The following is a 23,894-nucleotide window of genomic DNA, read 5'->3' as shown; positions in this document are numbered from 1 at the left end:
TTAACCCAGGGTCCGGGCGAACCTCTCGGACTGCCCGTCCGACTGTCGCGCCCGGACGCGGGGGATGATCTCCTCTGCGAAGCGCCGCATCTCGGCCTCGAAGGGCTGGAACTGCAGCATGAAGAGTTCGATGCCTGCAGCATGGAACGCCTCGATGCGCGCCGCGACCTCATCGTAACTGCCGACCAGTCCGGCGGCCGTACCGCCGTTGCTGCCGACCCGCGGCGTCTTCTGCATCGTCTGCATCATCACGACCTTCGGGTCCGTGTTCTGCTTCTGGATCGCCTTCATCGGCGCATCTTTTGCCGCTAGGCTGAGCAACCGCTCATAGGCAGCCTGCGCTTCCTCCCGGGTTTCGCGTGCGATGACAAAGGCGGACAGGCCGAAACGCAATGGAGGCGCCGCACCACGCGGCCGGGCCGCGACATCGGCGATCAGGCCGGCGACGTCGTCGAGCGGTTGGCCGTTGATGAACCAAACGTCACCATTGGCGGCGACCAGATCGCGCGCGGGCTCGGATTCGCCGCCGACATAGATGAGTGGGCGCTTGCGATAAAGGCTCGTCGGCCGCAGCGCATAGTCCGAGACGTTGAAGTGATCGCCACTGAAATTGAGGCGCTCACCCTCCATCAGGCGGGACACTACGGAGATCCACTCCTTGCCATAGGCATAGCGCGCGTCATGCTCGGGAAAGCCGATCCCGGCCTTTTCCAGCTCGGGCCGATTCCAGGCATTGACCAGGTTGATCGCAAAGCGGCCACGGCTGATGTTCTCGATCCCGAGCGCCAACTTGGCCAGCACCACGGGATGATAGAGATACGGCTTGATGGCGGCGATGATCTCGATGCGCTTGGTCAACGCAGCAACCGCTGCCGCAGCGCTCCAGGCTTCGAGCTGGTCGAGATCCTCCTGATGCGGATTGATCGTGTGCTGCGCAATCAATGTGGAGTCGTAGCCGAGCTCCTCGGCCGCAAGAATCAGATCACGATTGCGCTCCCAGGAGGCATCATAGGGCTCTTCCGGATCCTGATGCGCAGCTCGTGGCCCGTGCACCAGCGCCCAGATGCCGAAGCGAAGAGGTGCGGTCGTCATCGTGATCTCCCGTGAATGCCTTGACTTCACGCGTTCTCGCCAACGCGTGGCGCAAGATCAAGCAGACGAACAGCAAAAGATTTTCTTTGTCGCGTATCCGCGCCGCGACGACAGCGGATCACTCCGGAGCCGATGACAATTGAAATACCGCTCTATTTCTGTCGACCCGATTTCGTGGGACATTTTACCGAGACGACACGTCATTAGCGTCACACGGCATGCATTGAATGCAGTTCGTGAAACGAGGTCTCGCGTCTTGAGCAATATCGAACTGAGCGACATCGACCGCACTGCGATTGACGCGGATGATGGACCTTCGTCGCGACGTGCTGAAAACGCACGCGCTCCGGATCCGGTGAAAGGCAAGCTTGGCGCGCGCAGTCTCCAGTTCCTGTCATGGCTCGCCCCGGTGGCGCTGGTCGTCGTCTGGGAATGGCTGGCGCAGGCGGGATTTCTCTCGCCACACGTGCTTCCTGCACCCAGCAAGGTGATCTGGACCGCCTTCAAGCTCGCAACCACCGGAACGCTCCTGAACGATCTGGGCGTCAGCCTGCTGCGAGCGGCGGCAGGATTCGTGATCGGCACCGCGGTCGGCGCAACGCTCGGTATTCTCGTCGGTTTCTCCAGGATCGCGGAAGCAGCAATCGATCGCAGCGTCCAGATGATCAGGGCAATTCCGTTTCTCGCGGTGCTGCCCCTTGTCATCGTCTGGCTCGGCGTCGGCGAAACGCAAAAGATCTTCCTTGTCGCACTTGGCGTCACGTTTCCGATCTACATCAATACCGTGCTCGGCATTCGACAGGTGGACCCCAAGCTGCTCGAGCTCGGCCGCGTCCAAGGCCTGAGCTCTCTGCAGCTGATCCGCCGGATTATCCTGCCAGGCGCGTTGCCGTCGATCCTGACCGGGGTCCGCTACGCGCTGGCAACGGCGTGGCTCGCGCTAGTCGTGGCAGAAACCATTGGCGCGCAGTCGGGTATTGGCTTTCTCGCGATGGACGCGCGTGAATTCCTGCGCACCGACGTGATCGTGCTGACCATCTTGATCTACGCGCTGATCGGCGTCACGGCCGACGCCATCGCACGCTTCCTCGAACGCCGCCTGCTCGCTTGGCATCCGAACTACGGAGCACAGCGATGAACGTTCATGTTGTCCCGCGATCGCGCACCTCCTTCGAATCTGGCCCGGCGGTCGTCGTCAGCAACCTCGTGCGCAGCTACGGCAGCCGCGTGGTCATCGACAAGCTGAACCTGCGGATCGAGCGCGGCGAATTCGTCGCCCTGCTCGGCGAAAGCGGATGCGGCAAGACCACGTTGCTGCGCGCGCTCGCTGGCCTCGATTCGATTCAGGGTGGACGCATCGTGGCACCGCGCCGGCCGGCCGTCGTGTTCCAGGAGCATCGGCTGCTGCCGTGGGACAGCCTCTGGCGCAACGTCTCGCTCGGCTTGCGGGTGCAGCATGCACGCGAACGCGCCGCCGAAGCGTTGACCGAAGTCGGCCTCGGCGACCGTCTCGATGACTGGCCGCGCAACCTCTCCGGCGGACAGGCTCAGCGTGTCGCGCTTGCTCGGGCGCTGGTCCAGCAACCCGAACTCCTGCTCCTCGACGAGCCGTTTGCCGCACTGGATGCGCTCACTCGCATCCGCATGCATCAGCTCGTTCGCGAGCTCGTCGCCAATCATCAGCCGGGTGTTCTGCTAGTCACCCACGATGTCGACGAGGCAATCGCGCTGGCCGACCGCATCCTGGTGATGCGGAACGGTGCAATTGCGTTCGAGCACCGCGCAGTGCGCGACGCATCGCCGACTATTTCCCGCGCGGAGCTTCTCGGCGAGCTTGGCGTGAACTCTCATTCCATCAACTAGGTTACCGGAAGGCTCTTATGTCTCGCTTCTCGATCGCCAACCCATCCCGGCGCAGCTTTCTTGGCACGGCAGCATTCGGCGTCGGTGCGCTTGCCGGCATAAACCTCGGTGATTTCGCCCATGCCACCTCCGGTCGTACAACGGACACCGTACGCATCACCTGGGGTCTCGGCGGCCTCAACGTGATCGCCAAGGAACGCGGTGAATTCGAGAAGGTCCTGGCTAAGGATGGTATCAAAGTCGAGTGGCTCGGTCCGTTCCCGAACCATGCGCCGACCTTGCAGGCGGTGACCGGTGGCAGCGCCGACTTCAGTTTTGGCGGCAGCACCACGCCGGCACTGGCCGCGATCATCGCCGGCTCTCCGTTGGTGTTCACGCAATTCGTGGTCTACGAGCCCCGCACAACTGCAATCATCGCTAAGGACGCCTCCGGCATCGACAGGATCGAGGATCTCGTCGGCAAATCGGTCGCGGTCAACCGCTCAGGCCTTGGCGAGTTCCTGCTGGTCGCAGCACTCGAGAAACACAAGGTCGACCGCTCCGCGGTGAAGTTCGTCTATCTCAATCCGCCGGACGCGGCGCCCGCACTTGCTTCCGGCAAGGTGGACGCCTGGTCGATGTGGAGCCCCGGCGTCGATATCGCACGGCTCGAATACAAGGCGCACGACCTCTTTCTGGAAGGACGCGATCTCGATTTCCAGATCGATTACACGTCTTATCTCACGACCCGCAAATTCGCGACCGACAATCCCGCACTGGTGCGCGCCGTCAACGACGCGTTTCGTGCCGAAGGCAAATGGATCTCCGAGAATGCCAAGGAGGCCGAATATATCGCGCAGAAGATCGGGAAGTACAGCGACGCCGTCCGCGACCAATTCATCGCGCTCAAGCGCCAATACCGCTACTTCGCCGTCAATGACGAGCAATTCGTCGGCGAGCTGCAAAAGGCCGCCGACTGGCTCGTCGCCCGGAAGGTTCTGCCCGAACCGGTCAAGGTGACCGATCACCTCGCGCAGCTCTGAGACCGTTTCAACAGGCCACAACAAATGAACAAGACTGTATCCGCTCCCTCCCTGACCACGTCCGAGCCGCTCAAGACCAACTCACCGGAGCTGGAGGCGCTTCTCAACCAGATCGCCGAGGGCGCGAGCGCGCGGGAACGCGACCGTGTGCTGCCTTTCGACATCGTCGACCTCATCCGCCGCGCCCGCCTCGGCGCATTGCGACTTCCCGTCGCGGCGGGCGGCGCGGGCAGCACGATCCGTGATCTCTTCACGTTCGTCATCCGCCTCGGCGAGGCCGACGCCAACGTGGCGCATATCCTGCGCAATCATTTCAGTGTGGTCGAGCGCGTGGTGCGCGCGCCCAAGGACGATCAGAGCCGCGAATGGCAGAGGGCCGTCGCAGGGGGCGCGATCATCGGCCTCGCTACCACCGAACTCGAGAGTCCCCGCGTCGGTAATGTGACCCCGGGCACGACGTTCACGCCCGACAGCAACGGAGATTTTCTGCTGAACGGCACGAAATATTACAGTACCGGCACGCTGTACTCGGATTACGTCCTGGTCCGCGCCGCCGATCCGTCCGGGTCGACCGGAGCAACGATCGTTCCAATCAAGCGCGAGGGCATCGAGCTGGTTGACGATTGGGACGGCCTCGGGCAGCGGCTCACCGCGACCGGCACGACCCACTTCCGCAACGTCAAGGTCAAGCGGCAGGAGGTCGTTTTCGACACGCCTGACGGTGGTTATGGTGTCCCCTATTCCAACACGTTTGCCCAGCTCTTCCTGACCGCGATCGTCGCGGGCATTGCGCGGGCAACCTTGCGCGACGCCACTGCGCTGGTGCGTTCGCGCAAGCGCACGTTCTACTATGCCCCAACCGAAATCCCGACCGATGATCCGCTTTTGCAGCAGACGGTCGGCCAGATCGCCAGCGGCGCTTTCGCGGCCGAGACGGTCGTGCTTGCCGCCGCCGAAGCGCTGGATGTCGCGACCGACGCATTCGATGCCGGTGCGCCAAACGCAACGGAGGCCGCGCACACCGCTGCGCTGCTTTCGGCCAAGGCCAAGATCATAGCCGACGATTTCGCGATCCGCGGCGGCAGCCTGCTGTTCGACGTCGGCGGCGCCTCGGCGACCAAGAAGGTCACCAATTTCGACCGTCACTGGCGCAATGCACGAACGCTCTCCTCGCACAATCCGACCACCTACAAGGCGCGTTCGATCGGCGAACACGAGATCAACGGCACGCCGTTGCCGGCAAAGGGCTTCTTCTAGGACATGCCGGCGCACGAGGGTCCGCCCCACGGAGGAACGAATATGGGAAGATCCGACATCCATCTCGTCACTGACAGTAATGAGATCGAACAACAGTTCCGCGGGGTCATGCGCCGCCTCGCCGGCGGCGTCAGCATCATCACCGCCGGTCGCGACGACGACATCACGGGAATGACGGTCACGTCCCTGACCTCGCTGAGCGCAAGCCCGCCGCGCGTGCTGGTCAGCGTTAACCGCCAGGCGTCGTCTTTTGCGCTGATCGAGCGCTTGGGTACGTTCGGCGTGAACATCCTCGGCTCTGACCAGCAGGATCTGGCGGACCGTTTCAGCAACGGCCGCCTCAAGGGGCCACAGCGCTTCGAGGGCATCGCCTGGGCTGCCGGGATCTCAGGCGTGCCGCTCCTTGGAAACTCGCTGGCAACCGTCGAATGCCGGGTCGAGGAGATCATCGAGCGCTATTCGCACGGAATCATCGTCGGCAGTCTTTTGAGCTTCGAGCTGTCGCCCCAGCTCTCGGGATTGGTATACTGGAACGGGCAGTATATCGAGATCAAGCACGACTACGACCTCGACCTGCTCGCCGAGATCAGCATTCCGCTGGCACATGTCAGATGAGGCAGCATGAAGCACGAACGCCCCCGCGAGCCGTCGGACGACAGGGATTCCGATAGCCCGACGCAAAAGCGCTGGCAGCTCGAGCAGCTCGTTGCCGCCCTCCGCGTCTCCCGTGAGGAGACCCATAGCATCCGCCGGGATGGCGAGGCCCGCCGCGCGCCATCTCGCGAGGCACTTCAGGCGATCCTGGACGGCCTGACGGAGGCGCTGTTCCCGCGCCATTACGGCCAATTCGACCTCGACGGCGAGAATATCGACTATTTCGTCGGCAACCGTCTCAGCGCTGCGCTCGACGGCCTGAGCGACCAGGTCCACCGCGCAGCCCTCTTTATCGGCGACGAACTCACGGCCGGCTTCCGGCGCGACGATGCAATTGAGTTAACGCGCCGGTTCGCGTCGCAGCTTCCGGATGTGCGCGGCCTCATCATCAGCGACCTCCGCGCCGCCTTCGTCGGCGACCCCGCCGCCAGGAATTTTCCGGAGATCCTGATCGGCTATCCCGGCATGACCGCGATCATCCATCACCGGCTGGCGCACATCCTTCACCAGCTTGGCGCGCGGCTGATTGCGCGGCTGGTGGCCGAGATCGCCCACACCCGCACCGGCATCGACATCCACCCCGGCGCCCGCATCGGCTCCGGCTTCTTCATCGATCACGGCACGGGGGTCGTCATCGGCGAGACCGCTATCATCGGCGACAATGTCCGCATCTACCAGGCCGTGACGCTCGGCGCCCGTCATTTCCCGACCGACGACGACGGCAATCTGATCAAGGGCGACGCCCGGCATCCGATCGTGGATGATGACGTCGTAATCTATGCTGGCGCCACAATTCTCGGCCGGATCACGATCGGCCGGGGTTCGACCATTGGCGGCAACGTCTGGGTGACCCAGGACGTGCCGCCGAATAGCATCGTGACGCAGGCCACCGCTCGTAACAAGCAGGGCTAGACGGCGGGGGCCTTCCAACGCATCAGGCGACGCTCCAGCGCCTCGAGAATCGCGTTGAAGACGAGACCAATCACGGTGATTCCGAGGATACCAAAATACATCTGCGGGATCAGGAAGCTGTACTGGCTGTTGATGATGAGATAGCCGAGTCCTGACTTCGCCCCGACCATTTCGGAAGCGACTAGCACCAGCATTGCGGAAGCGCTTGCCAGGCGGATGCCGACGAAGATCGTCGGCAACGACGCCGGCAGGATCACCTTCCGGAACAGTTGGCTCGGTGTCGCGCCCATCGTCCGTGCCGACTTGATCAGGAGCGGATCGACCTGGCGAACGGCCGCGATCGTATTCAGCAGCAACGGCCAGGCGCAGCTATAGATCACCATCGTGACCTTCGAGAGCTCGCCGATCCCGAGCAGCAGAATGAAGACCGGGAGCAGCGCGAGCGGCGCCGTGTTGCGCGCGATCTCGATGATCTGGTTTAGGAAGTCGCCGAGCCGGGCATACCATCCGGTGACAAGCCCCAGCGGGACAACCAGCGCGACCGCAATCAGGAAGCCGCTGAGGGCCCGAAGCAGGCTTGCGGTGACATCGTCGAAGAGTTCACCGGACTGGGCCAGCTGCCAGCCCGCCGCAATCACTTCCGAGAACGGCGGCAAGAACGTCACGTCCACCAATCCCAGACGCGGCACGGCTTCCCAGATCGCCAGGAACAGTAACACCAGCAGAGAGCGCTGCCCTATCGCGCCGAACCAGCGTGCGAGTCCGCCGGTCGCCGCGACCAGCGCGCCAGCGCGTTGCCTGGCCCGATCCCTCGGACTCCCCTCGGCCAGCTCCAGCAGCGTCAAGATCTCCAGATTAGACATGAGCCAGCTCCTTCGCCTTTCCGGTCTGCTCGCGATCGGGCGCGGGCGAGACTTGCGCCTTCAACACTTCGTCGCGCAGCAGGGACCATACCTCGTGCCTGACATGCCCGAACTGCGGCAGCGATCGGACATCCTCGGTCTCGCTGTGCAACTCGGCCGGAATATCGATAATCTGCTTGATCCGGCCGGGACGCGAGGTCATCACCGCCACGCGCTGACCGAGCACCACGGCTTCGTCGATGCCATGGGTGATAAAGAGGATGGTCTTGCCGGTGCTGCGCCAGATCCGCAGCAGTTCGCCCTGCAGCGTCTCGCGCGTCTGCGCATCGAGCGCTGCGAACGGCTCGTCCATCAGCAGCACCTCCGGGTCGTAAGCGAGGCTGCGGGCGATCGCGACGCGCTGCTTCATGCCGCCGGAGAGCTCGTGCGGATAGCGATCCGCAAAGCCCGACAGGCCGACCAGATCGAGATAATGCAGCGCCCTCTCCCGCCGCTCCCGGGCTTTCAGGCCAGCGATGTCGAGCCCGAACTCGATATTCTGCGCGGCCGTTCGCCAGGGAAACAGCGCGTATTGCTGGAACACGATGCCGCGGTCGCGCGCCGGCCCTTCGATGACCTTGCCGTCGAGCAGGATGCGCCCGCTGCTCGGCGCCGTCAGGCCGCCGAGCAGATCAAGCAAGGTCGACTTGCCGCACCCACTCGGGCCGACCAGCGCCAGGAATTCGCCGGCTCGGACATCCAACGTGATGTCGTCGATCGCGGTGAACTCCTGCGCCGGCCCGCCATCTTTGCCCCGGACCAGAAACTCCTTTCGCACATGCTCGAAGCGGATTTTGGCATTGGTCATTGGGCCTCCGCGGTCTTGCCGGGGCGGAAATAGTTGAAGTCGTTGGTGTAGATGTCCGACGGCTTCAGCTGACCCGGCTTCAACAGCCCATCCTTGACCAGCCAATCGATCCAGACCTGGAGCTCGCCATCCCCGATCACGCCGCCCTTGGTCGCGACACCCGTGCTCTTCCAGTACTTGATGGGCGTAGCGTCCTCGTTGCGTTTGCGATCAGCGATGATGCGCTCGAAGCGGGCACGGACCTCCTCAGCTGGCGTGGCCTGCGCCCAGGCGATGGCGCGCGATACGCCTTCGATCAGCTTGCGCGAGGTGTTCGGATTGTCCTTGATGAACTTGTCCCGCAGCACATATGAGCCGCCGGTGAAGTTTCCGAAGATATCCGTGTCCGCGAACAGCTTGCGGATGCCGCCGCGCTCGAGAGCCTTGTCACGCAGGATGCCGTTGAGCGTGGTGACCTCGACCTGATCCTGCCGCAAGGCCTGTTCGCCCGTCACCGGCGGGATTGCGACCAGCGTGACCTGCTTGGCCTCGGCAGGTGTCAGGCCGTTGCGGGCGAGGTACTCGCGCAGCACGAACTCAAGGTGCGCACCCAGCGTGTTGACCGCGACCTTCTTGCCGAGCAAGTCGCGTGCGGATTTGATCGGGCTATCCTCCTTCACGTAATAGCCGTTGTAAGTGTTCTCGTCCGACCCGTAATAGCCGACCACCGCCTTGATCGGCGCCTTGGCGGCGATCAGTTTGATGATCGCGCCATAGAATGCGCCGCCGATGTCGATGTCGCCGGTGACGACGGTCTGAATATCCTGCGGGCCACTGATGGTGTTGCCGACCCATTTCAGCTTTAGCGGAGCGAGATAGCCGAGATCGTCGGCCAGCTCGACGAACGTCACCTGGCCTGCCCAGCCCTGGTAGCGGATCTCGGATTTTTCGAGCTGCGGCTCGGCGACGGCTTGGCCAGTCAGGCCAGCCAGCGCGATGCCGGCGAGGCCAAGCTGCCGCCCCTTTGCACGCAGGCCGGCAACCAGCCGGCGCAAGGTGGAGATAGTGATTCTCATGGTGTTCACTCCAACCTGCTCAGGCAGCCTTGGCCTGCGGCTTGGCCGCCTTGACGCGGGTGACACTCTTGCGGCCGTCGATGCTGACAGGCACCTCACCGTCGATAGTGGCGCGGCGAACCACACGGTGCTGATCTCCGTAGTCATTGACGGCGTAGTGCTGGGTGGCACGATTGTCCCAGATCACCACGTCACCCTGTCGCCAGTTCCAGCGTACGGTGTTCTCCGGTGCGGTGATGTGCGACTGGAACAGGTCGAACAGCTTCTGACTGTCGTATTTCGACAGGCCGACAAAGCGCTGGACGAAATTGCCGAGCACCAGCGTGCGCTCGCCGGTCTCGGGATGCACACGGACGACGGGGTGCTCGGTCTCGTAGACCGTCGCCGTGAAGACTTCCTCGAACTGCTTCCGGTCGGCTTCGCTCGCGCGGGTCTTGACCGCATAATCATAGGCGTTGCTGTGCACGGCCCAGAGTTCGTCCGCGAGCTTGCGGAGCGGCAACGGCAGATCGAGATAGGATGCAGCCGTGTTGGACCAGATCGTGTCACCGCCGAACTCTGGGATCACGACGCCGCGCAGCACCGAGATCTTGGGATAAGCGTCGACGAACGTGACGTCGGTATGCCACTGGTCGGCGCGACCGCCGCCCCGCGCGGAATCGAGTTCGAGGATCGATGCCGTCCCCTTGGTGGCGCCGACCGTCGGGTGCGGCACCAATTCGCCGAGCCGATGAGCGAAGCGCTCCTGCTCGGCATCATCGAGATGGTTCTGATCGCGGAAGAAGATAACCTTGTGCTCCAGCAGCACCTGATTGATCGCTGCGATCGTCTGATCCGGCAGATTGCCAGACAGCTTGATGTTCCTGATCTCCGCACCGATGCGCGCAGCGCGCTTCACGATATCAGCACGCGGAATGACGTTGTCGATGGTGATTGCGTCCGTCATGTCATCTTCCCCAAGACCGCGATCCGTTTTGGACAAGGCTCCGCCGTCGCCGATCGCTGCTGCGATGACGGAGAGAATATGAGTGATGTTGTGATCGATCCTCTTGCGGAATTGCCGTCGGCTTTGGCGGCAATCGCGTCTGCTGGGATCTTTCCGTATGCGGCTGCATCAATGCAGCGTTGCGTTCAGTCGGAGGATGCTAACTCAAGGACTTCGGAAATAGCTTCCAAAGTTGGCGCGAGGTGGGAAATAGTTGCACCCGACCTCGTGACCTTTCCGATTGTTATTTGCGCTTCCGTCTATTCCGCCGCGACGATGTTCGGCGAACGCCACACGGCCGATGCATACAATGCGGGATCGAAATCATCAGCGATCGGCGCGTTGATCCGCACCTCGTGTGTCGGGAGATCGTCCAGGAACAGATCGCGGCTGATCCGCGCAACCACGCCTGGGATATCGCGCTTGAAGCTCGGCACGTCACCGATCGGCAGGCCGAAGCTGACGAACGCGGCCGGATTGAAGACGTGGATGTTGCGCAGATAAGGCGCACGGCCCGGCTCCCTCTCCAAGAACTCGTGTCCGGTGCCGAGATATGGATGCGCGCCCAGATGACTGTCCGCCTGATCCGATGGCGGCGTGAACCGGTCGCGCCATAGCAGGATCTCGTCTGCAAACGCGGCGAGTTCCAGCCGTCTCGCGAGGTCGACCTGGTAGCCTGTCCCGGCGATGACGAAATCGAAAGCGATATCACCTTCCGTCGTGGTCGCGAGCAGCCGTCGCCCGAACGGCTTGGCCGACGTCCACGAGGATCCCAGATGGAGATTGAAATTGGGGGACTTGACGGCACGCGCAATCGCATCCGGCGGCGGTGTCGAGCCGGCCCGGCGGAAGCGGATCGCCTGCTGCCAACGAACCGCATCCGGCAGCGCTCCGTAGTTGTCGTAAGCACCGGGATAACCGCGCGTTCTGATGACCGGCTCCGATGCAAGGCGGTCGCGGCGCGCGAATAAATGCACTTCTCTCGCGCCCGCCTCGAGCGCCACCGCCGCAGCATCAAATGCCGAGGCGGCGCTGCCGATCACCGCGACGGATTTGTCGCGCAGCTTTTCGAAGTCGATCGCATCGAGCGTATGCGCATAAAGCTCCCTAGGCAGATTTCTCGACAGCACCTCGGGGACGAACGGGCCGCCATTGCTGGGAAAGCCGCTGGCAAGGATCACCTTGCGGGCGGTCTCCTTCCTCGATTCGCCGTCGACGTCGAGATGCAGCCGCAGATGCTCTCCGACCGGTTCGATACGCACCAGTCGCGTGCGATAGCGCACCTCGATACTCAGCGTCTTGCGATACCAGTCGAGATAGGCCGCCCACTCGACCCGGGGGATGCGATCGAGAGCGTCATACGCGGCGACCCCACGATGGGCCTCGTACCAGGCCTGGAAGCTTAATCCCGGCAAGCCAAGCTCAGGCCCCGGGAGCCCTTTCGGAGTCCGCAGCTTGTGCATACGCGCGCTGGTTAACCAGGGACCGGACGAAGCGGCGTCACTTGCAGCATCGATCGCCGAGACCTTGCCGATGCCGGCACGACGTAACGCAAAGGCAAACGCGCTTCCGGATTGTCCTCCCCCGACGATGACGACGTTATGATCGATGCCGTCACGATCCGGCACCCAATTCGTCGGATCAGCCCCGATCAGGCGTAGCGTCTCGCGAGCGGTGAAATCGACGTCGGCTTGAACCATGTTGCACCCGGATTCTAAAAACATCAGATGCAGCCAAATCGTAAGAGCCAACGATATTCCGTCAATGAAATGTAATTGGCTTTGTTTTCGGACACGCACAACGAATGCGCCGCAACGTAGCGGCCGGTTGGAAGATTTGCATTTGTGGCGCAGGGCGCCTCGCGACATAGCGAGCAGCGTTGCATCTCGCTCGCGATAACTTCGCTTGCGTGTTTGTCTACGTTCAGGAGACCCACCGTTAGATTCATGCTCGCTTCGCTCCCAACAACGTAAATTCATTTCATCGACATTGCCGTTTCTCGCGACATAGAGTTCGCTTCGATCGAGCCGCTCATCGGAGCTCCGGGAAACACATGTCGTCTTCTTCCGTCATCAGCCTCGAACGGGATACGCCCGAGCTTGCGCGCACCTACGAGCAAGCCGGTATTCTGCAATTCCACCACGGCAAGTTCTTGATCGGCCCGCTTGCCGTAAAGTCCGGCGACCGCGTACTCGACCTCGGGGCCGGCACCGGCCGGCTCGCAGAATTCGTGGCCGGGCTGGTTGGCCCCGATGGACACGTGACTGGTATCGATCCTCTCGAAAACCGGATCTCCATTGCACAATTGCGCGAGACGGCAACGTTGAGCTTCGGCGTTGGTCGCGCCGAGGATCTGGCCCAATTCGCGTCTGATGAATTCGACGTTGTCTACCTCAACAGCGTCTTCCACTGGATCGCCGACAAGCCGCAGGCGCTGCGCGAGATTCGTCGTGTCCTCAAGCCCGGCGGCAGGCTCGGCCTCAACGTCCAGGACCCGTCCAAGCCGCATCAATCGCGTGTACTGCTACGCCAGGCAATCGCACTTGCCGGCTTCGCCGAACGACAGGGCGAAGCACACCGCGTGCTGGGCTCGACCGACGACCAGCTCAAGGCCCTGTTCACGGAAACCGGATTCATTGACTATCGAAGTGACTTGCGCTCGCTCGTCGACCTTCATGACGACGTCGATTCCATTCTCGGATGGTCCGAGGCCAGCGCATTCGGCAATTTCCTCGAGGGCTTCTCGACGGGCGAGCGGGAGGCGATCCAGAAGCGGTTCGCAGACCTCGTGGAGACGAAGCGGACGCCGGAGGGATTGCGTCTCGAGCGGTACCTGCGGTTCGCTTTCGCACGAAAGCCCGCAGCATCGGCCCACTAAGTCGCCTACCGCCTCACCTCGACCATCGCATCCGGACAGGGCACCATGAGCAACCAACGCCAGCTCGTTCTCAATCTCTTCATCTATCCCGGTGGCCATCACGAGGCGGCGTGGCGCTACAAGGACTCAGCCGCGGAGCGTATTCTCGATATCAGCTTCTATCAAGAGCTGGCGCAAAGGGCCGAGGCGAGCAAGTTCGACGCTATTTTCTTTGCCGACGGCCCGGCGCTGGCCGACAACGTCCGCTACGCCCAGCGCTTTCGTTTCGAACCGATCACCTGGCTCGCGGCAATCGCCGCCGTCACCAGCCGCATCGGGCTGATTGCCACGGCGTCAACGACCTACACCGAGCCCTATAATCTGGCGCGGCTGTTCGCCTCGCTCGATCATCTCAGCCGCGGCCGCGCTGGCTGGAACATCGTCACCACCAGCGCGCCCCAGGCGGCGCAGAATTTCGGCCTTCCCGAGCACCCCCCACACCACGAGCGCTACGAGCGCGCCCGGGAATATCTCGATGTGATCTCGCGGCTCTGGGACAGCTGGGAGGACGATGCGCTGGTCAACGACCCCGCCTCCGGCGTATTCGCCGAGACGAGCAAGATCCACGCGCTCAATCACGTCGGCAGGCATTTTCGCGTCCGCGGACCGCTGAACATCTCGCGCGTGCCACAAGGACGGCCCGTCTATGTGCAGGCAGGATCCTCCGAGGACGGCCGCGCCTTTGCCGCGCAATTCGCCGAGGCGATCTTTACCGCGCATCAAACGCTGGCGAGCGCGCAGGAATTCTACGCCGACATCAAGAAGCAGGCGCGCCTGTTCGACCGCAGCCCGGATCAGGTCAAGGTCCTGCCCGGCATCAGCCCTTTCATTGGCAGCACGCAAGCCGAGGCCGATCGCCTGGAGGAGGAATTCAACGCGCTGGTCCAGCCAGAATATTCGTTGACCCAGCTGCGCCAGATGATCGGCGTCGATCTCACCGGTTACGATCTCGACGGTCCCGTACCCCGCCACCTCATCGACACCGCAAGCGCACGCGGCGTCGCCAGCCGCTTCAAACTGGTCGTCGATATCGTCGACCGCGAGAAGCCGACCATCCGGCAGTTGGTGCAGCGCCTCGCCGGCGCGCGTGGCCACTGGGTCATTGCCGGCACACCCGAGAAGATCGCGGACAATATCCAGACCTGGTTCGAGAATGGGGCGGCAGACGGCTTCAACGTGATGCCGCCCTGGCTGCCCGGCGGCATCGATGCGTTCACCGAGCACGTCGTGCCGATCCTGCGCAAGCGTGGTCTGTTCCGCGAGGACTACACCGGCACGACCCTACGCGAGCATTACGGCCTCACGCGTCCGGCAAGCGTCTATTCCAACCCGGTCCAGGCCATCGCCTGAAACCGCATCCATCCCCACCAGAACTCAAGCTCAGCAAGTGAAAATGAAGACAGCGTTGTTTCTCCTCTCCGGACTTTTGGTACTCTCCCCCTTGGCCGCCGGAGATGCCCTGGCCCAGCAACCCGCAAAGCCCGAACTGAGAGTCGGCTTCGTGCCGGGGCCATATATCGACGAGTTCAAGCTCGGGGTCGAGCCGGAGTTGAAGAAGAAGGGCTACAAGATCCGCTATGTGGAGTTCTCGACGGGACTCGAGGCCAACAACGCCGTATTCAAGTCCGAGATCGACGCAAATGTGATGCAGCACACGATCTTCCTCAATTCCTACAACGAACGGCAAGGCACCGATCTCGTCGGCATCGTCCACGTCCCCACCCCGCCGATGGGCCTATACTCAAAGAAGCATCCGCTGGGCACGCCGATCAAGTCGGGCTCGAGCGTCGCAGTACCGAACGATCCGGTCAATCTGCAGCGCGCGTTGTGGGTGCTGCGCGATCTCGGCCTGATCGAGATACGCGACAGCAAGCCGGTCGACGTCACAGAGCTCGACGTCATCAAGAACCCCGGCGGCATCAAGATTGTGCCACTTGAGGCCGCGCAGGCCCCGCGAGCGCTCGACGATGTCGACTTCGCTGCCGTTCAGGGCAATTTCGCCATCTTCAGCGGTCTAAAGCTGACCAACGCCTTCGCGCTCGAGAAGATGACGACGCCCTATATCAACGTACTCGCCGTGAAGAGGGCCAATGCCGACGCCGAGTGGGCACGGGATATCGTCGCCGGCTACAAGTCCGCCACGTTCAAAACCGCGATCCTTGCGGATCGGTTCTATGACGGGTTCACGCTTCCCGATTACATGAAGTAAGCCGAGCCCATGTTCGATTTCACGCTCGAATGGGCCACCCGACGCTCTGTCGCTGAGCGCGCGATCGACGCGCGCGCAGTGACAAATCGGCTCCGGATCAGCGAGGCTTTCATCTTCCCGCTGGTGCTTTTGTCCGCGTTTGTGTTCGCGCTCGGCATCATGACGGGTGCTCATCTGCGCGGACAGGCGGATCGCGCGTTGCAGTCTGCGGCGTTCGCCGGCATGGGCATGCCGATGCTCTATCCGGTATCGGATTCTTGCCGGAGGCCGTCTTATCTAGGTTCCGTGCCGCGGTTCCAGCGCGGCGAAATCCTTGCGCTGCTGACGCCGGACTAGAGACAAGGCGTAATCCTCCATGCTCTTTGCGATACGATGGACATCAAAATCATCCATCGCTGCAGAGCACCGTGGAATTTTCTGACCGCACGCGCGGTGACGCCAGTACGTTTCAACCAAACTGATCTCAACGTGTGTGTAGCAATGTTCAACGCCATCCCTGCCGTGTTAGCTTCTCCGGGTTCTCGCCCTACACCGTCGTCCGGAGTGAACATGAGCTACGTCATCTCGCTGCGTTCGACCTTCGCTGGTTTGATTGCGCAGGCACGCGGATGGTTCCATCGTTCGCTGCGGCCGGAGACTGGCGGCCCGGACAACAAGCCTGACGATCTCTACGAGATCTTCCTGTTCGGACCGCATGGCTAACGCCAGACCACGCGTCCAATTTTTCATCACATCGGGGTTTCTGATATGAGCGACGCTGCGTTGCAGTTTGTCGAGACCGGCCGCCGTCTCGACGCCATCGACCGCAAGATCCTGACGGTACTCCAGGAAGACGCTTCGCTGTCGGTTGCCGAAATTGGCGACCGGGTTGGCCTGTCGTCGACGCCGTGCTGGAAGCGCATCCAGCGACTGGAAGCCGACGCCGTGATCCTGAGGCGAGTTGCCCTGGTCGACCAGAACAAGATCGGGCTTGGCCTTTCAGTATTTGTTTCCGTGGAGAGCGCAGACCATTCGGATGCCTGGCTCAAGCGCTTCGCCGAGGCGGTCAGTGCCATGCCCGAGGTGATGGAATTCTACCGCATGGCTGGCGATGTCGATTACATGCTGCGCGTCGTTATTCCCGACATGCAGAGCTACGACGTGTTCTACAAGAAGCTGATCCACGCCGTGCCGCTCAAGAACGTCACCTCGCGCTTTGCGATGGAAAAGATCAAATCGATCACGGCACTGCCAATTCCGCCGGTGGCGACCGCCGACTAAGATCTTGCCACGCACCAGAGATGGCCTGCGATCTTGTAAGCGCGTTCGGGCAGCGACCACTCAATGATGCGCGAACCTAGCGCGGCATGCGTCGGTCGCGCGTAAGACCTAGTCTTTGCGCCAGAGTAAGAGTTTGCACTCCAGCCAGCTTGCACCACGGTCAATGAGAAAGCCGATCGATCCCACGACCAGGATTCCGAGCATGACGAGGTCCATGTCGAAGCGCTCGCGGCCCGCGATAATGAGCCCGCCGATGCCCGGACCGGCCGCCATGAAATATTCGGCCCCGATCGTCGCAAGCCAGGCATAGATCAGCGCCAAATGAAGGCCGGTCAGAAGCGACGGCAGCGCGGCCGGCAGGTAGACATAGAGGATAAACTGAAGCCGGTTGAAGCGGAACACCTCGCCGACCTCGACCAGCTTCGAAGAGGTCGCGTGCACACCTTCGACCAGGTTGAGAATGACCGGGATTGACGCCGCGAGCGCGATGAAGACGATCTTGGCTATCTCATCGAAGCCGAACCAGAGCGAGATCAGGGGAATCCACGCCAGCAGTGCGATCTGCTTCAGTCCGTTGAACCATGTCGTGAAGATGCGGTCCGCGATGCGCGACAGGCCGAGCAGAAGCCCGACAAGGACACCAATGCCCGAGCCCAGCGCGAAACCGAGAAGGTCGCGCCGCAGGCTCGCAGCAAGCGCCTCGACCAGTTCGCCGCTCTTCAATTCTTCCCAGAAGCTGACGCCGACATGCTCCAGCGGCGGCAGGAACTGGCGGTTCACGAGGCCCGAATGGCTTGCGACCTCCCACAGAAGCAGCAGCCCAAGCGGAAGGACCAGCCCGCGGCCCGCGGTGCGAAGCGCAGTGCTATCTGACACGGTCGATCCGCCAACGCTGCAGCCGGACTTCGATCACCGCCAGCGCCTTGTCGCTGACAAAGCCGATCACGCCGATGACGATCATGGCGACCAGTACCGTGTCGAGCCAGAACATCTGGCGGCCCCAGACCAGGAGGTAGCCGAGCCCCTCGGACGAGGCCAGCAGCTCGACGCTGACCAGCGCGATCCAGGCGTGGGTTAATCCGTAGCGCAGGCCCGTGAAGATCGGCGGCACGGCGCCGGGAAGCACGACATGACGCAGCATCTGCAAGGGCGTGAAGCGGAAGGTCTCGCCGACTTCCACGAATGCCTTCGGCACGTTGGCGATGCCGGCACTGGTGTTCATAACTACGGGCACGAAAGCGGCCTTGGCGATCACCACGATCTTGAGCCCCTCGCCGATGCCGAGCAGCAGCATTGCCAGGGGAATCCAGGCGAGCGCCGGCACCTGGGCGATCGCGGTAAAGAGCGGACGCACATGATCGTCCACGCGGCGCGATAGCCCCATGGCGGAGCCGGTGACAAGGCCTGCGCCCGCGCCGATCGCAAAGCCATAGGCAACGCGGCGTAAGCTATAGCCGGCATGCTGCGCGAGTTCGCCGCTGGCGATCATATCCCGCAGCGTATGAAGGACGTCGCCAGGCCGCGGCAGGATCTGCTCCGGCAGCCAGCCGCGATCGGCGCCAACGATCCAAACCGGCAAAGCCACGGCGGGCAGAACCAGCAGCCAGGCGAACGAGGCCAGATGACGGAGCACAGCCTGTCTCGCACCGTCAGGAACAACGCGCGCGAAGCCGAAGGGCCAGGAGGCGCGCGGTCCGGACGATGACCGGATGACTGCATCGCTCATGCGCTTGCTCCGGCCAGCAGGTCGTGCGCAACGGAACTACCATCGCCGTCGCCCAGAGCTCGCAGGATATCGTTGCGGATACGAACGAGGTCGTCATTGCTCCGGGACCGCGGCCGCGGCGCGATCACGTCAAAAATGCGGGCCACGCGGCCCGGACGCGGCGCGAGCACGATGACGCGATCGCCAAGCAGAACGGCTTCATCGACATCATGCGTCACGAGGATCATGCTGATCTTCTCATGCGCCCAGATGCGCTGAAGCTCGATCTGGAGCCGCGCGCGCGTCAACGCGTCGAGCGCGCCGAACGGCTCGTCGAGCAGCAGGAGCCGCGGGCGGTTGACGAGACCGCGGGCGATCGCGGCGCGCTGCGCCATGCCACCGGACAGCTGATGCGGATAGGCCTCCGCGAAGCCATCGAGGCCGACGAGGGAAATGTGCGCAGCGACCGAGTCCTTCTTGGCTCGTTCGCTGAGCGGCGCGTTCTTGAGGCCAAGCGCGATGTTCTGCCTGACCGTCGCCCAGGGAAACAGCCTCGGTTCCTGGAACACGATGCCGCGGTCGAGGCTTGTCCCCGCAATAGGCTCGCCGTCCTGGCTGATGCTGCCGCCGAAATCGTGGTCCAGCCCGGCGATCAGTCGTAACAAGGTCGACTTTCCGCATCCGCTCGGCCCGAGCAGGACGACGAATTCGCCCGCAGCAACGTCGAGCGATACGTCCCTCAAGGCGTCGAAAGCATCGCCGTTGACGACGAAGGACCGCGAAACGTTGCGGACCTCGAGGTGTCCGCCGCTCCGGCGAGCCTCAACCGCCCGCGCCGCCTCTGATTGCACCACAGACATCATTGCCCTACTGCCAACGGCTTCCCGTTCGCGTCATATTCGTTCCAGTACCCTTCGAGACCCTGCTGCTTGAGAGCGGCGTTGAGGAATGACCGGTCGAACCATCCGTCGATGTCGACATCCCGGCGCAGCAGGCCGAACTCCTTCGCCTGCTTTGCCTGGAAGCGATAGCTCTCGATGATCGAGGCATCGATGATCGGCGTGTTGCGGTACTTCAGTTCCTGATTGGAGAAATCGAAACGATAGCCCGAGACGGGAAAACCCGTGCGCGCCGAGATCTCGAAGAAGGCCTCCCGATTGGCTTCCTCTGAGGACCATCGTGCCGCGCGCACGATCGCCGAGACGATCTTCTGGGTGATGTCGGGATGCGCCTTGATGAAGGCGTCCTGGCCGATCAGCGTGGAGTGACGCTCATAGGCTGGGTTGTCACCCTTGGTCGCATAAACGATCTCGGCGATGTTCTTCTCGGCCAGGCTCGCCAGCGGGAAACTGCCGAAGGCGGCGTCGATATCCTTGGAGGTCAGCGCCGCGTTGGTGGTCGCCGTGTCCATGTTGATGACCTGCACGTCCCGCTCTTGCAGGCCGTTGCCGGCCAGCACCTTCACGGCAGCCAGATGGTTGTTGGTGCCCCGGAAGATCGAGACCTTCTTGCCGCGCAAATCCGCAACCTTGCGGATCGGCGACCCGGACGGCACGGCCAGATAGATCGGCGCGTGGGCGCCGGATGCCATCAGGATTTTCGTCTTGAGGCCGTTGGCGCGACCAATAATCTCCGGGAGATCGCCCTGGATGGCGAAATCGAGCTGGTTGTTGGCAAAGGCCTCATTGACCGCAGGCCCGGCCCCCTTGAAGAAATACCACTCGACCTTCACGTCCGGCCGGTCGCTAAGCTCCTTGTCGAGATAGTGCTCGGAATGCGCGACGGCGGCGGAGGAGCCACCCGAGAATTGCCTGTTATCCGCACCGACCGACGCAAAGCCGATCCGCACCGTGATGGTGTCGGCCGCTACGCCCGGGGACGCTGCTCCGGCCGACAGGAGGGTTGCGGCCAGCACAGACCGCAAGAAAGCGCGTTTTCCGATCATGACTTCATTCCTTGGAGCGTTGCGGCTATTCGGCTGCTACTGCGTGGCGGCGCGCCGGTTGCGGCCTGCGCAGACCAAGATGATCCCGCAAGGTCGTGCCCTCGTACTCATCGCGGAACAGGCCGCGACGGCGCAACTCGGGGACGACCAGCTTGACGAAATCAGTCAGGCCGCCTGGCAGCGTCGGCGCCATGATGTTGAAGCCATCAGCGCCGTAGTTCTGGAAGCGCTCTTCAAGCTGGTCCGCGATCTGCGTGGGCGTGCCCACCAGCTGCCAATGGCCACGTGCGCCGGCGATCCGCAGATAGAGATCGCGCACCGTCAGTCCTTCCCGGCGCGCCAGCTCGAGCAGAAGCACCTGACGACTCTTGCCGCCTTCGGTCTCCTTCAAGACCGGGATGGGACCATTCGGATCGGCATCGACGATCTCGGGGGCGCCAAGGAAGCCCGCGAGCAAATCGAGACCGACCTGGGGCAGGATCAGCGACTGCAACTCATCGAACTTTTCCTTAGCTTCGCTTTCGCTCTCCGCGACCACAGGAAAGATGCCGGGCAGAATCTTCAGATCGTCCTGGTCGCGGCCATATTTCGACAGCCGCCCCTTCACGTCCGAATAGAACGAGACCGCGTCTTCAAGCGTCTGCTGCGCGGTGAAGATCGCCTCCGCCGTTCGTGCCGCGAGTTCCTTGCCCGGGCCGCTCGAGCCCGCCTGCACCAACACGGGACGCCCCTGTGGTGAGGGCGGGATGTTCAGGGGGCCGCGCACCCTGAAGTGACGGCCCTGGTGGTTGAGAAGATGAAGCTTATCCGGATCAAAATAGCGGCCGCTTTCCCGATCGCGCGGGAACGCATCGTCCTCCCAGCTGTCCCACAAGCCGAGCACCACGTCGGCGAACTCGTCCGCACGTGCGTAACGCTCGGCGTGGGGGATGAGGCCTTCGCGATTGAAGTTCAGCGCCGCGGAGGCCTCCGTCGAGGTGACGAGGTTCCAGCCAGCGCGACCGCCACTCAGGCGGTCGAGAGAGGCGAACTGTCGCGCGACGTTGAACGGCTCGTTGAAGCTGGTCGAAACGGTGGCAACCAGTCCGATCCTAGACGTGACCGCCGCAAGCGCCGACAGCAGCGTCAGCGGCTCGAATGGGTAGACACCGCTATGCGCTTTGCGACTGGACGCCTCAATGCGATCGATGCGGACACCGACCATGTCCGCCAGGAAGACGGCGTCGAACTTGGCTTCCTCTGCGATCCGCGCGAACTGAACGAAATCCGCAAGCGACTGGCTGTCGGAGGCTTGAGGTGAGCGCCACGCGGCGACGTGGTGACCGGTGAACAGCAGGAAGGCGCCGAGGGACAGTTTCTCCTTGCGACGTGACATGCAATGCTTCTCCGCTCACCAATGTTGGCTGACGCTGCTCGCGCCGCAATATGACGATTGCCCGTCGCTTCGCGCAATCTCACAGATTTCCAAACTTGCGACGCTCGACGCTACGCCTCTTCTTCGCAAACGGTCCGGCACGGAAGATTGTGATTTTCTCGCCTCAAGCGGATGGGTCGATCCAGAGATCGGCGAAGCTTCCGTTCAGCCCCTCGCCGCCCGGCGCGAAGTTGCGGACCTTCTTGTTGGCAATGATGACGCCACCTGCGGCGACAAGATCGACCGAGGCTACCTCTTCGTGAATGGTCGACTGGAACTTCGACCAGATCTCCCGCCGCTTCTCGACATTCGGCTCGATCGCCGCATCCTCCAGCAGGCGGTCAACCTCCTCGTTGCTGTAGTGCGCCGCATTCGAGAATGGCAGTCCGATCCGGAAGTTTTTCGACCAGTAGGCACGCTGGATACCGAGGCTCGGATCGAACGTATTCGAGAGGCTCTCGGCCGTGAGGTCGAATGCCCGATCGCGGTAGACAACGTTCAGATAGGTCGCGAGATCGTAGCGCTGGATCTCGATGTCGAGGCCGATTTGGCGCAGAGAGTTACGCAGGAAGTCTGAAAGGCTCGGAGGCAGGAACGGATTTTGCGTCAACCTCAGCTTGGCCCTGATGCCACCTGCGCCGCGCTTAATGCCGGCGTCGTCAAGCAATTGCTCCGCCGCCTTCGGGTCAAAAGGCCATGCCTGGATCTTAGGATCATAGAATTTCGGCAGAGCCGTACTGACAGGCGACGGCGAAGCCAGCGCGTAGCCGAAGAACACGACATTCGCCAACGCCTTCAAATCGATTGCGTGAGCGACCGCCTTGCGCACACGCCGATCACGCAAGAGCTGCGTGTCAAAGTTGAAGAAAAGCTGCTGCTGCGGGCCGGAATAGCCATAGGTGGCCGTGTCGACCACAAAGCGCTTGTCGCTCTTGAAACGCTCAATGTCGCCATAAGGAACCGGCGTCGCTCCAATATCGACCTCTCCCGCCTCGAGAGCGGCCGCCCGCGCGGCCGGATCCAGGATGACCTTCAGCACCAAACGGTCGACATAGGGCTTGGGCGCGTCCCAATAATTGGGATTGCGCACGAACAGAAGATGGCTCCCCGGAACCCATTCGCGAAGGATGAAGGGGCCAGTTCCGATGGTCTGTTCCAGCTTCGGCTGCTCGTCCGGCTTCAGCGCCGTGTAGATGTGCCTGGGCACGATCGGAGATTCGGCCCCGGCCAGCGCGGTGATGAGGAAAGGCGCCGGCTTTGACAGAACGATGATGGCGGTCAGCGGATCAGGCGTCTCGATCGCCTCGACATTCGCGAATGTAATGCGGCCGCGCGGATGCGCGATCTTCAGGCGTTCGATCGAGAACGCGACATCTGCCGAGGTGAAGTCCTGACCGTCAGACCATTTCACGCCGGGTCTCAGTTGAAACGTGTAGCGCTTTCCGTCCTCGCTGATCGTCCATGACGTCGCCAACACAGGCTTGGGATTGAGGTCGTAATCATAAGCCAGCAGCCCCTCGTTGATCTTGGTCCCGATCGTCTGCCCCGTTCCCGACGACGTGTTGATCGCGATGATTGCCGATGGATCCGGATAATAGACCCAATTCAGGGTACCGCCCGAAACCGGATTGGTCGAACCTCTTGCGGACGGCAGCAGCGCGGTGGCGCCTGCGGCAAGCAATCCAGCATTGAACGTCCGGCGATCGAGCCCCATCACGCTTCTCCGTCTTTGCGCCTCACAACAACAGGTCTCACCTGTTGCTTGTCGCCTCCATGTTAGGCACGCGCGCGGAGAATTTGCTTTTGTTGTTTCAAGCGCCAACGCGCGCTGGTTCGCGCGAGCCGATGCGCGTGCAGCAGCAAAATTTTCATTACGCGATCCGGCACGTCGCGG

The 23,894-nt window shown here is 62.5% G+C and carries 24 protein-coding genes; 12 read left to right on the top strand and 12 right to left on the bottom strand.

Annotated features, from left to right (window positions below):
* Positions 1-1,092, bottom strand: coding sequence for an LLM class flavin-dependent oxidoreductase (locus SO140_RS13260; protein WP_498542686.1), 1,092 nt, complete (start codon positions 1,090-1,092; stop codon positions 1-3).
* Positions 1,093-1,357: 265 nt separating this feature from the next.
* Between SO140_RS13260 and SO140_RS13255 the strand changes: the two genes are divergently transcribed.
* Genes SO140_RS13255 through epsC form a run of 6 tightly spaced genes read left to right on the top strand, consistent with a single transcriptional unit; the run spans position 1,358 to position 6,800 of the window.
* Positions 1,358-2,230: an ABC transporter permease subunit gene (locus SO140_RS13255; protein ID WP_498542718.1), complete on the top strand. Its 873-nt coding sequence runs from the start codon at positions 1,358-1,360 to the stop codon at positions 2,228-2,230.
* On the top strand, positions 2,227-2,955 hold the full coding sequence (locus SO140_RS13250; RefSeq protein ID WP_498542685.1) for an ABC transporter ATP-binding protein: 729 nt from the start codon (positions 2,227-2,229) through the stop codon (positions 2,953-2,955). The genes SO140_RS13255 and SO140_RS13250 overlap by 4 nt, the downstream gene beginning before the upstream one ends.
* 17 nt (positions 2,956-2,972) lie before the next feature.
* Positions 2,973-3,977, top strand: a complete 1,005-nt coding sequence (locus tag SO140_RS13245) for an NrtA/SsuA/CpmA family ABC transporter substrate-binding protein (protein WP_498542684.1) — start codon at positions 2,973-2,975, stop codon at positions 3,975-3,977.
* Positions 3,978-4,001: 24 nt separating this feature from the next.
* Positions 4,002-5,234, top strand: a complete 1,233-nt coding sequence (locus SO140_RS13240; protein WP_498542683.1) for an acyl-CoA dehydrogenase family protein — start codon at positions 4,002-4,004, stop codon at positions 5,232-5,234.
* Positions 5,235-5,276: 42 nt separating this feature from the next.
* Positions 5,277-5,849, top strand: coding sequence for a flavin reductase family protein (locus tag SO140_RS13235; protein WP_498542682.1), 573 nt, complete (start codon positions 5,277-5,279; stop codon positions 5,847-5,849).
* A 6-nt stretch (positions 5,850-5,855) separates the two neighbouring features.
* The gene (epsC, locus tag SO140_RS13230; RefSeq protein WP_498542681.1) at positions 5,856-6,800 is read left to right on the top strand and encodes a serine O-acetyltransferase EpsC; all 945 of its coding nucleotides are present in this window, start codon (positions 5,856-5,858) and stop codon (positions 6,798-6,800) included.
* On the opposite strand, the gene SO140_RS13225 is transcribed toward epsC, so the two are convergent.
* From SO140_RS13225 to SO140_RS13205, 5 genes are all read right to left on the bottom strand, one after another.
* On the bottom strand, positions 6,797-7,663 hold the full coding sequence (locus tag SO140_RS13225; protein ID WP_498542680.1) for an ABC transporter permease: 867 nt from the start codon (positions 7,661-7,663) through the stop codon (positions 6,797-6,799). The genes epsC and SO140_RS13225 overlap by 4 nt on opposite strands.
* Entirely contained in the window at positions 7,656-8,510 is an 855-nt protein-coding gene (locus tag SO140_RS13220; protein WP_498542679.1) for an ABC transporter ATP-binding protein, read from the bottom strand. Before SO140_RS13220 ends, SO140_RS13225 begins: the two co-directional genes overlap by 8 nt.
* Positions 8,507-9,565, bottom strand: a complete 1,059-nt coding sequence (locus SO140_RS13215; protein WP_498542678.1) for an ABC transporter substrate-binding protein — start codon at positions 9,563-9,565, stop codon at positions 8,507-8,509. The genes SO140_RS13220 and SO140_RS13215 overlap by 4 nt, the downstream gene beginning before the upstream one ends.
* 19 nt (positions 9,566-9,584) lie before the next feature.
* A complete protein-coding gene (locus SO140_RS13210) occupies positions 9,585-10,511 on the bottom strand; it encodes a TauD/TfdA dioxygenase family protein (protein WP_498542677.1) in 927 nt (308 codons plus the stop codon).
* Between the two features lie 299 nt (positions 10,512-10,810).
* Complete coding sequence (locus SO140_RS13205) at positions 10,811-12,250, bottom strand: FAD-dependent oxidoreductase (RefSeq protein ID WP_498542676.1); 1,440 nt, start codon at positions 12,248-12,250, stop codon at positions 10,811-10,813.
* A gap of 353 nt (positions 12,251-12,603) precedes the next feature.
* Between SO140_RS13205 and SO140_RS13200 the strand changes: the two genes are divergently transcribed.
* From SO140_RS13200 to SO140_RS13175, 6 genes are all read left to right on the top strand, one after another.
* Positions 12,604-13,428 (top strand): class I SAM-dependent methyltransferase, encoded by an 825-nt coding sequence (locus tag SO140_RS13200; RefSeq protein WP_498542675.1) that lies wholly within the window; start codon positions 12,604-12,606, stop codon positions 13,426-13,428.
* A gap of 45 nt (positions 13,429-13,473) precedes the next feature.
* The gene (locus SO140_RS13195; RefSeq protein WP_498542674.1) at positions 13,474-14,817 is read left to right on the top strand and encodes an LLM class flavin-dependent oxidoreductase; all 1,344 of its coding nucleotides are present in this window, start codon (positions 13,474-13,476) and stop codon (positions 14,815-14,817) included.
* A gap of 43 nt (positions 14,818-14,860) precedes the next feature.
* A complete protein-coding gene (locus SO140_RS13190; protein ID WP_498542673.1) occupies positions 14,861-15,676 on the top strand; it encodes a MetQ/NlpA family ABC transporter substrate-binding protein in 816 nt (271 codons plus the stop codon).
* Between the two features lie 9 nt (positions 15,677-15,685).
* Positions 15,686-16,012, top strand: a complete 327-nt coding sequence (locus SO140_RS13185) for a hypothetical protein (RefSeq protein WP_498542672.1) — start codon at positions 15,686-15,688, stop codon at positions 16,010-16,012.
* 213 nt (positions 16,013-16,225) lie between these two features.
* Entirely contained in the window at positions 16,226-16,378 is a 153-nt protein-coding gene (locus SO140_RS13180; protein ID WP_498542671.1) for a hypothetical protein, read from the top strand.
* A gap of 45 nt (positions 16,379-16,423) precedes the next feature.
* Positions 16,424-16,936, top strand: coding sequence for an Lrp/AsnC family transcriptional regulator (locus tag SO140_RS13175; protein WP_498542670.1), 513 nt, complete (start codon positions 16,424-16,426; stop codon positions 16,934-16,936).
* Between the two features lie 108 nt (positions 16,937-17,044).
* Here SO140_RS13175 and SO140_RS13170 read toward each other — a convergent pair whose 3' ends face one another.
* The 6 genes from SO140_RS13170 to SO140_RS13145 form a co-directional block, all read right to left on the bottom strand.
* Positions 17,045-17,812, bottom strand: a complete 768-nt coding sequence (locus SO140_RS13170; RefSeq protein ID WP_498542669.1) for an ABC transporter permease — start codon at positions 17,810-17,812, stop codon at positions 17,045-17,047.
* Complete coding sequence (locus SO140_RS13165) at positions 17,802-18,662, bottom strand: ABC transporter permease (RefSeq protein ID WP_498542668.1); 861 nt, start codon at positions 18,660-18,662, stop codon at positions 17,802-17,804. The genes SO140_RS13170 and SO140_RS13165 overlap by 11 nt, the downstream gene beginning before the upstream one ends.
* Entirely contained in the window at positions 18,659-19,504 is an 846-nt protein-coding gene (locus tag SO140_RS13160) for an ABC transporter ATP-binding protein (protein ID WP_498542667.1), read from the bottom strand. Before SO140_RS13160 ends, SO140_RS13165 begins: the two co-directional genes overlap by 4 nt.
* Positions 19,501-20,586 carry an aliphatic sulfonate ABC transporter substrate-binding protein gene (locus SO140_RS13155; RefSeq protein WP_498542666.1) on the bottom strand — a complete coding sequence of 362 codons (1,086 nt, stop codon included), beginning with the start codon at positions 20,584-20,586 and terminating at the stop codon, positions 19,501-19,503. The genes SO140_RS13160 and SO140_RS13155 overlap by 4 nt, the downstream gene beginning before the upstream one ends.
* 25 nt (positions 20,587-20,611) lie before the next feature.
* Entirely contained in the window at positions 20,612-21,961 is a 1,350-nt protein-coding gene (locus SO140_RS13150; RefSeq protein ID WP_498542665.1) for an LLM class flavin-dependent oxidoreductase, read from the bottom strand.
* Between the two features lie 163 nt (positions 21,962-22,124).
* Positions 22,125-23,714, bottom strand: coding sequence for an ABC transporter substrate-binding protein (locus SO140_RS13145; protein ID WP_498542664.1), 1,590 nt, complete (start codon positions 23,712-23,714; stop codon positions 22,125-22,127).
* Positions 23,715-23,894: the final 180 nt, after the last annotated feature.

This window comes from Bradyrhizobium sp. UFLA05-108 (assembly GCF_059803455.1).
This window is presented reverse-complemented; position numbering and strand designations above follow the sequence as displayed.

What these genes read in the sequence shown, in the direction of transcription:
- SO140_RS13260 (WP_498542686.1), bottom strand. Translation starts at nt 1,092, where the DNA reads ATGACGACCGCACCTCTTCGCTTCGGCATCTGGGCGCTGGTGCACGGG.
- SO140_RS13250 (WP_498542685.1), top strand. Translation starts at nt 2,227, where the DNA reads ATGAACGTTCATGTTGTCCCGCGATCGCGCACCTCCTTCGAATCTGGC.
- SO140_RS13245 (WP_498542684.1), top strand. Translation starts at nt 2,973, where the DNA reads ATGTCTCGCTTCTCGATCGCCAACCCATCCCGGCGCAGCTTTCTTGGC.
- SO140_RS13240 (WP_498542683.1), top strand. Translation starts at nt 4,002, where the DNA reads ATGAACAAGACTGTATCCGCTCCCTCCCTGACCACGTCCGAGCCGCTC.
- SO140_RS13235 (WP_498542682.1), top strand. Translation starts at nt 5,277, where the DNA reads ATGGGAAGATCCGACATCCATCTCGTCACTGACAGTAATGAGATCGAA.
- epsC (WP_498542681.1), top strand. Translation starts at nt 5,856, where the DNA reads ATGAAGCACGAACGCCCCCGCGAGCCGTCGGACGACAGGGATTCCGAT.
- SO140_RS13225 (WP_498542680.1), bottom strand. Translation starts at nt 7,663, where the DNA reads ATGTCTAATCTGGAGATCTTGACGCTGCTGGAGCTGGCCGAGGGGAGT.
- SO140_RS13220 (WP_498542679.1), bottom strand. Translation starts at nt 8,510, where the DNA reads ATGACCAATGCCAAAATCCGCTTCGAGCATGTGCGAAAGGAGTTTCTG.
- SO140_RS13215 (WP_498542678.1), bottom strand. Translation starts at nt 9,565, where the DNA reads ATGAGAATCACTATCTCCACCTTGCGCCGGCTGGTTGCCGGCCTGCGT.
- SO140_RS13210 (WP_498542677.1), bottom strand. Translation starts at nt 10,511, where the DNA reads ATGACGGACGCAATCACCATCGACAACGTCATTCCGCGTGCTGATATC.
- SO140_RS13205 (WP_498542676.1), bottom strand. Translation starts at nt 12,250, where the DNA reads ATGGTTCAAGCCGACGTCGATTTCACCGCTCGCGAGACGCTACGCCTG.
- SO140_RS13200 (WP_498542675.1), top strand. Translation starts at nt 12,604, where the DNA reads ATGTCGTCTTCTTCCGTCATCAGCCTCGAACGGGATACGCCCGAGCTT.
- SO140_RS13195 (WP_498542674.1), top strand. Translation starts at nt 13,474, where the DNA reads ATGAGCAACCAACGCCAGCTCGTTCTCAATCTCTTCATCTATCCCGGT.
- SO140_RS13190 (WP_498542673.1), top strand. Translation starts at nt 14,861, where the DNA reads ATGAAGACAGCGTTGTTTCTCCTCTCCGGACTTTTGGTACTCTCCCCC.
- SO140_RS13185 (WP_498542672.1), top strand. Translation starts at nt 15,686, where the DNA reads ATGTTCGATTTCACGCTCGAATGGGCCACCCGACGCTCTGTCGCTGAG.
- SO140_RS13180 (WP_498542671.1), top strand. Translation starts at nt 16,226, where the DNA reads ATGAGCTACGTCATCTCGCTGCGTTCGACCTTCGCTGGTTTGATTGCG.
- SO140_RS13175 (WP_498542670.1), top strand. Translation starts at nt 16,424, where the DNA reads ATGAGCGACGCTGCGTTGCAGTTTGTCGAGACCGGCCGCCGTCTCGAC.
- SO140_RS13165 (WP_498542668.1), bottom strand. Translation starts at nt 18,662, where the DNA reads ATGAGCGATGCAGTCATCCGGTCATCGTCCGGACCGCGCGCCTCCTGG.
- SO140_RS13160 (WP_498542667.1), bottom strand. Translation starts at nt 19,504, where the DNA reads ATGATGTCTGTGGTGCAATCAGAGGCGGCGCGGGCGGTTGAGGCTCGC.
- SO140_RS13155 (WP_498542666.1), bottom strand. Translation starts at nt 20,586, where the DNA reads ATGATCGGAAAACGCGCTTTCTTGCGGTCTGTGCTGGCCGCAACCCTC.
- SO140_RS13150 (WP_498542665.1), bottom strand. Translation starts at nt 21,961, where the DNA reads ATGTCACGTCGCAAGGAGAAACTGTCCCTCGGCGCCTTCCTGCTGTTC.
- SO140_RS13145 (WP_498542664.1), bottom strand. Translation starts at nt 23,714, where the DNA reads ATGGGGCTCGATCGCCGGACGTTCAATGCTGGATTGCTTGCCGCAGGC.